Source organism: Streptomyces montanisoli (assembly GCF_017813245.1).
In the GTDB taxonomy this organism is placed as follows: Bacteria; Actinomycetota; Actinomycetes; order Streptomycetales; family Streptomycetaceae; genus Streptomyces; species Streptomyces montanisoli.
On the sequence record NZ_JAGIQL010000279.1, the window covers coordinates 1 to 4669 of the forward strand.

Annotated in this window: 5 protein-coding genes; 1 reads left to right on the plus strand and 4 read right to left on the minus strand. The window is 75.3% G+C overall.

The window, feature by feature from the left end:
• Positions 1 to 263: 263 nt before the first annotated feature.
• From JFN87_RS32045 to JFN87_RS32060, 4 genes are all read right to left on the minus strand, one after another.
• Positions 264 to 899, minus strand: a complete 636-nt coding sequence (locus JFN87_RS32045) for a DUF2567 domain-containing protein (RefSeq protein WP_209345862.1) — start codon at positions 897 to 899, stop codon at positions 264 to 266.
• 90 nt (positions 900 to 989) lie between these two features.
• A complete protein-coding gene (locus JFN87_RS32050; protein ID WP_307865675.1) occupies positions 990 to 1772 on the minus strand; it encodes an ABC transporter permease in 783 nt (260 codons plus the stop codon).
• 91 nt (positions 1773 to 1863) lie between these two features.
• Positions 1864 to 2835 (minus strand): ABC transporter ATP-binding protein, encoded by a 972-nt coding sequence (locus tag JFN87_RS32055; RefSeq protein WP_209345870.1) that lies wholly within the window; start codon positions 2833 to 2835, stop codon positions 1864 to 1866.
• Positions 2836 to 2909: 74 nt separating this feature from the next.
• Positions 2910 to 4169, minus strand: coding sequence for an NYN domain-containing protein (locus JFN87_RS32060; RefSeq protein ID WP_209345864.1), 1260 nt, complete (start codon positions 4167 to 4169; stop codon positions 2910 to 2912).
• Between the two features lie 225 nt (positions 4170 to 4394).
• Between JFN87_RS32060 and JFN87_RS32065 the strand changes: the two genes are divergently transcribed.
• Positions 4395 to 4565, plus strand: coding sequence for a hypothetical protein (locus JFN87_RS32065; protein WP_209345866.1), 171 nt, complete (start codon positions 4395 to 4397; stop codon positions 4563 to 4565).
• Positions 4566 to 4669 lie beyond the last annotated feature (104 nt).

The following is a 4669-nucleotide window of genomic DNA, read 5'->3' on the forward strand; positions in this document are numbered from 1 at the left end:
CCCCCCCCCCCCCCCTCCTCCCGCGCCGCGGCCGGCTCCCCGGACACCCCGGTGCCTGGAGTTCAGCGCAGCGCTCTTCCGACCCGGGGCCACCGCGCGCCGGTCGCCCCGGCGGGCCTACCGCGGGCCGCGGGGCCACCGGCACGGGGCGCGAAGACGGCAACCGGTGGCGCCACCGAGCGAGATGCCCAGTCGCCGGGCGCAGGTCCGGGGCGGCGGGTCGCAGGGCCGGTGCTCAGGGCCGGCCCGGGGTGTGGCCCGGGTCAGTCCTGGGTGGCCCAGTGCGTGGGGGGTTCCGGGTCCTTCGGGGTGAACGCCGCCGTGAGCGCGAGGTGCACCACCATCGCCGCCACCGGCCAGGCCAGCAGGGCGCCCTTCATGTGCAGTTCCAACGGCGCGTCGAACGTGACGCCCTTGCCGACCTGCTTCGCGTGCGCCACGACATCGCTCGTCGGGCCGAGGACCGCGCCGAACTTCCACGCGATCACCGAGGCCGCGAGACCGCCCAGCGCCAGGCCGAACACCAGCGGCACACCGCCCCGCCTGCGCCACAGAAAGACGGCCACCGCGCTGACCACACCGAACGCCAGCGCCAGCAGCACGAACGTTCCGTCCCCGCCGATCGCCTCCTCGCCCTCGACGTCCTTGAGCAGCACGGCCGAGCTGTCGGACGTCAGGGGCACGCGCGGCGCGAGCCACACCCACAGCGCGCCGAGCAGCAGCCCGAACGCGGCCGTCGCGACGAGGGCGAGCCCCGCCTGCGCCAGCTCCGCACGCATGCCGGGGCCCTGCGGGGAAGGGGGCTGCTCCGGCCAGGCCTGCCCGTCCTGCGCGGAGCCCTCCGGCGGCTGCCAGGGGTCAGGCGACGAGTGGTGGGGCGGCGTCAACGGTGCGTTCACCGTGCCATCCTGCCAAACATGCCTGTGCGCCGCGCCACCAGGGCGCGCGCCCGGCGGCGGGCGGGCGCGGCGTACGCGCGCCGCCGCGCCTCAGCGGACCGCGGCCCGCCGGTACGCCCAGGTCGCCACCGCGAGGGACGCCACGCCCACGCCCGCGCACACCGCGAGGTCGAGACCGACCGCCGCCCAGTCGGGCCGCGCGTCGAACGTGCGGGCGAGCGCCTCCACGCCATACGTGGAGGGCAGCAGGTCGCGGGCCCAGCGGATCAGCTCGGGCAGCCGGCCGGCGGGCAGCACGCCGAGCAGCAGCGCGGCGGACATGCCGAGCTGGCCCAGCAGCGTCGCGACCTCCTGGCGCGGCGCCAGCAGGCCGCACGCGGCGCCCAGCCCGGCCAGCGCGGCGCCCGCGAGCGGGATGACCGCGACGAGCACCCACAGATGGCTCAGCGGCAGCTGGAACAGCGCGCTGCCGACGACCGCCGTCACCGCCGTGCCGGGCACCGTGAAGGACGCGTAGGCGCCGGCCGCGCCCAGCACGACCGCCGCGGGCGGCACCGGGAGCGTCGCGTAGTGGTCGAGGCCGCCGCTCGCGCGCAGGTGGCCGAAGTACTGGGCGAGCAGGTTGAGCGCGACGAACGCCACGACTAGCACGCTCGACCCGGAGACCACGGCGCGCGCGCCGCTGCCGCCGTCCACGACGCCCCGCATGAGGATCATGATCCCGACGGACTGGAACGTCGCCACGAACAGCAGCGGGATCCTGGCCACCCTGGCGCGGGACAGCTGTGCACGGTAGACGGCCGCGAGCGCCGGCAGCAGCCCGGCGCGCGGCGCCAGCTCGGCGGGCCCGGACACGCCGGGCACATCGGGCACGCCGCGATCGCCGGGCGCGCCGCGATCGGCCCGGTGCGCGGTGTCCGTGATCGCGTGTTCCGTCTCCGCACTCGTCACGCCGCGTCACCTCTCATGCCTTCACCAGCCCCTTCGTCTGCCCGCCGAGCGCCAGGTACACGTCTTCCAGGCTCGGCGTGGCCAGTGTGAAGTCGTCCAGCGCCGCGAACGCGGCGCCCCCGGTCACCGCGCCGACCGCGGCGCGCGCCTCGTCGGGGGCGAGCCGCAGCACCCAGCGGCGGCCGGACTCCTGAGCGAAGCCTTGCAGCGCGGCCACCTCGGGCACGTCGAGCGGCGCGCGTTCCCGCCACACGAGTTCGACCCGCACCTCGCCTGCGACCCGCTGCTTGAGCCCGGCGGGCGTGTCGCAGGCGATGACGCGCCCGCGCTCCAGCACGGCGACCCGGTCGAGCACGGTCTCCGCCTCGATGACGTTGTGCGTGACGAGCAGCACCGTGGCGCCGCGCTCGGCGCGGCGGCGGTCGACGGCGGCCCACACGGCGCGCCGTGCGACGGGGTCCATCCCGGTGGTGGGCTCGTCGAGCACGAGCAGCGGCCGCTCCCCCACCAGCGCGGCGGCGAAGCAGGCCAGGCGCCGCTGGCCGCCGGAGAGCTTCTTGAGGGGCCGTCCGGCGAGCTCGGTGAGGCCGAGCTCCGCGATGACGGCGTCGCGTTCGGCGCGGGCCTGCCGCAGCGGGAGGCCGCGCAGCCTGCCGGTGGTCTCGGCGGCGAGCGCGACGGTCAGCTCGTCGAGCGCGCTGGACTCCTGCCCGAGGTAGCCGATCAGGCGGGAGGCGCGTTCGGGGTGTCGCACCAGGTCGTGGCCCAGCACGTCGACGGTGCCGCCGTCGGGCCGCATCAGCCCGGTGAGCTGCCGTACGAGGGTGGACTTGCCCGCGCCGTTCGGGCCGAGCAGCCCGAAGATCTCGCCGCGCCGCACATCGAGACTGATCCCGTCGGTGGCGCGCACCTCCGGCGTGCCGGGGGCGCCGCGTCTGCCGCGCGCGGCGGGGTACGTCTTCACCAGATCGCGTACCACGCACACCGTACTCACGAGGTACGAGGTTACGTGGTCCGCCTGTCAGCGCCGCGCCGGGGCCGCGCGCGCCCCGGCTTGGCTCAGCCCTCCTCCGGAGGGCCGCCCGCGGCCGCGGTCACGTCGATCTCGCGCCAGAAGCCCGCCCGGATCGCGTACCGGTCGTGCTCGTCGATCTGGTCGTCCTTGTGGGCGAGCAGGCCGAAGCGCGCCGCGTACCGCAGCAGTTCGCCGTCGATGCGGTGCGGGATGCGCGGGTAGAGCGTGGAGAGCGTGGACGTGTGCCCCTCCTCGGGCAGCCGCTCCATCCAGCGGCGTGCGAACACCTGCCCGACCTCGAAGGGGTCGCCGCCGACGGTGGTGATGTCCTCCTCGCGGTCGGCCCAGCGCTGCTCGGCGCTGGTGAGCTGGGCGAGCGTCGGCAGGGACGCCGTCTCGGGTGGCTCGCCGGCGCCGGGCCCCGATCGTACGAGCCAGCCCTTGTCGGACGACCACCGCAGCGTCGCCCCGACCTGCTGCGGCTGGGGCGGCTGCGACGGCTGGCCGAGCGGCGGGCGCAGCCCGGCGAGGTCCTTGGGTGTGGGCACCCCGGCCTTCCCGGCGGTGGAGGGCTGCTCCTGCTCGGGCGCCTCCCGCTCCGCGGGGGCCGCGACGCCGTTACGTGCCGCCGACGCGTCGTGGGCGTGGTGGTGCTCGCGCTCCGCGGGCGCCGACTCCGGCAGCGGTGCGGCGAGGATCGCGGCGATGTCGGGCCGGGTCGCGGCGGACGGCTGGCAGATGCCGAGGTCCTTGGCGCGGATGGCGCGGGTGATCCAGGCCCGGTCGAGCACGCGGCGCTCGTCGGCCTCCGCGACCAGGTCCTCGGACTGGTTGTAGTCGCCGTCGGCCGCCTGCACGGCCCACAGGTGGACGGCGACGCCGTGCTCCTTAGCGGACATGAGGCCGGGCAGCAGGTCGCCGTCGCCGGTGACGAGGACGATGTCGGAGCACGCCCTGTTCCTCGCGAGCTCGGTGAGCTCGGCGTGCATCGCCGCGTCCACGCCCTTCTGGGCCCACCGGCCGTCGCTGCGGGTCAGCGCGCCCAGCCTGACCGTCACCCTGGGCATCACCCGGAGCCTGCGGTGCTCAGGCTGGGGTACGCGGTCGGGTGCGCCGTCGAACCAGTAGATGCGCAGCAGCGGGCGTTCCGTCTCCTGCTCGGCGCGTTCGCGCAGGCCCCTGATGAGGGCGGTGTGGTCGACGGTGATGCGGGAGCGCGAGGGTTCTCCTGCGAGGAGGCTCGCGGCGGCGCCCAGCAGGTAGCCGGCGTCCACCAGGACGACGCAGCGGTCCACGCGTTCCACCTTCTTTCGGAACCTCGGGATCGGGGGGTGAGTCGGGTTCGCTTCGAGTCTGCCCGACCGGGCGGGCCTTAACGTCCCGAACTGGATCTTCGGCGTGGCGGATCGCCGTTCACCCGCCGCGACGAGGCATCACTACGCACGGCGATGATCCAAAATGCGGCGTTTTTCCCGTCATGTGACTCTGACGTTGGCCCTGGCCCCGAAACCCCTTCAGGAGGCATCACCATGGCCAAGAACCGCAACCGTGACCGGAGTAAGCCGCAGGCCGGCGACCGTGGCGCCCAGTCGGCCAACTCGCCCGTGGCGGAGAAGACGGCGGAGTCCGAGGACCGCGCGTTCACCGTCCAGGACCCCCCGGTGCACAGCAAGCGGCAGAAGCGCTTCGGCCACAACTGACGGGCCGTACAGGCACGTCGCACGGGGGGACGAACGCATGGTGAGGGGCGCGCCCGGTCGACGGGCGCGCCCCTCACGGGCGTACGGGCGCGGGCGCGGCGCCT

Coding starts and splice junctions, on each gene's coding strand:
- JFN87_RS32065 (WP_209345866.1), top strand. CDS start 4,395: ATGGCCAAGAACCGCAACCGTGACCGGAGTAAGCCGCAGGCCGGCGAC.